This window comes from Metabacillus idriensis, from assembly GCF_050483325.1.
GTDB lineage: Bacteria > Bacillota > Bacilli > Bacillales > Bacillaceae > Bacillus_P > Bacillus_P idriensis_A.
The window spans coordinates 1-1,702 of sequence record NZ_JBCMYF010000045.1; the positions used below are offsets into that span (position 1 = coordinate 1).

The following is a 1,702-nucleotide window of genomic DNA, read 5'->3' on the forward strand; positions in this document are numbered from 1 at the left end:
CAAGTTGGAATTTCACATAATAGTTCGGATTTTTCTTTGGTTGGAAACCTTTTGTCCCAGCCTCCTTCTTACGATTAGTCAAGTGTATATCACTATTTTCTTTGATGTTTATATTTAGATGTGGTTGGGAGGGGTACCCCTCCCAACCACCATCTGAATTTTCTCATATCAAAGAGACCTCTCAATTTTCTTTTTTTTGAAAGGTCTGTATGCTATAGTGAGTATATTCTTGGTTACGATTTCTGAGCTGGTAGTGCGGACTCATAATCGTACAGTATACCTTGTGTCAGTAGCTGAAACGTCACTTTCAGAAACTTATTGATGCACGCCACAATCGCGACCTTATGAGGCTTTCTCATAGGTTGCGATTTTAATTTGTAATAATAGTCCACTATATGATTGGGTCTTCCTTTCGCCATAAGCATTGCACAAATCATAAAAAATAAGATCTTTCGCAACTTCCTGTTTCCTCGTTTATTAATACGATCTCTGTATTGCGTATTCCCAGATTGATAACGCATAATATCAATACCCGCATAAGCATTCATTTGTTTGGCATTCTTAAACCGACGGATATCACCGAGTTCCCCGATAATCCGGCACGCGGTTATGTCGCCAATGCCTGGAAAAGAGCGTAATACTATATATTCTTTTCTTCCTTCTGACAACGCCACCATTTGTTTCACTAGTTCGGCTTTTTTCTCAAGTAAACCCGCAATCCGTCGTGCATAATCGCGTACTTGATCGCAACGAATATCCGTTGGTCCAATGGCAGGATATGAATTTCCCGCGGCTTCTAGTAATACGATCGCTTTTTTCTCTGCACGATCTAGTGAGAGGTTCTTACGTGTATTACTTTTTAAACGGTTTTTAATCATGGTCTTTGAGTGAGCCATGAGTAGTGCTGAATGTGGATACAACTGCACAATATTTAAAAATAGAGCTGAACTCGGGGTAATGAGTTGTTCCAATTCTGGAAACGATAAATGTAATATCGCATGCATACGACTGCGTAAAAGAATATGTTCTTCTTCAACCTCATCATAATAACGTGTAATCGCCCTCATCTGTTCATAATAATCATTTTGCACATACGTCTTTTTACGTTCCAATTTAAAGTGGGTCTTCGCTAACTCATGGGCATCACTAATATCAGTTTTGTGACGACGCATTGTAGCCGTTTGTAGATTCGCTTCAAGAGGGTTCATCCGGTGGTATGTATGACCGTAATCACGCAGAAACTTCTCAACAGGTTTTGAATACACGCCTGACGCCTCAAATACAATTTCAGGGGCGTGTCCATCAAGAGCTGTCAGTTCCTCAATACGATGATGTAGCTGCTCAAAAGCAACTCGTGTATGATCTACCTCACCTTCAAATTCGCATTTTTTATAGGCATTATAAATAGCGATAGTACTCTTCCCTTTACTAACATCAAGTGCAATGACATGTTGCATATAAATCTACTCCTTTTTGCCAATCATAGAAGTCTTCACAGTACCTTATCGATTCCATTTTCTTATACACGATCTCTTGGACCCAACATACTAAACTGATTCAAATAAGGATGTGAAGTTGGTCTGTTTTAAATACGGACTCTCACATGGTCCCAGAGGCTGGTCGACCTTCCTTCACTTCTACTATAAAAAAATAGTAGCACAAACCATGGCCTTGGTTTGTGCTACTAATGTTAGTATGTTTT

Annotated in this window: 1 protein-coding gene; it reads right to left on the reverse strand. The window is 39.4% G+C overall.

Annotation, left to right across the window (positions count from 1 at the left end; all coding sequences use genetic code 11):
- Positions 1-233 precede the first annotated feature (233 nt).
- The gene (locus ABEQ24_RS22695) at positions 234-1,457 is read right to left on the reverse strand and encodes an IS110 family transposase (RefSeq protein ID WP_430008872.1); all 1,224 of its coding nucleotides are present in this window, start codon (positions 1,455-1,457) and stop codon (positions 234-236) included.
- Between the last annotated feature and the right edge of the window lie 245 nt (positions 1,458-1,702).

Excerpts from the sequence above, each read along its gene's own strand:
- ABEQ24_RS22695 (WP_430008872.1), bottom strand. The coding sequence starts at position 1,457 with ATGCAACATGTCATTGCACTTGATGTTAGTAAAGGGAAGAGTACTATC.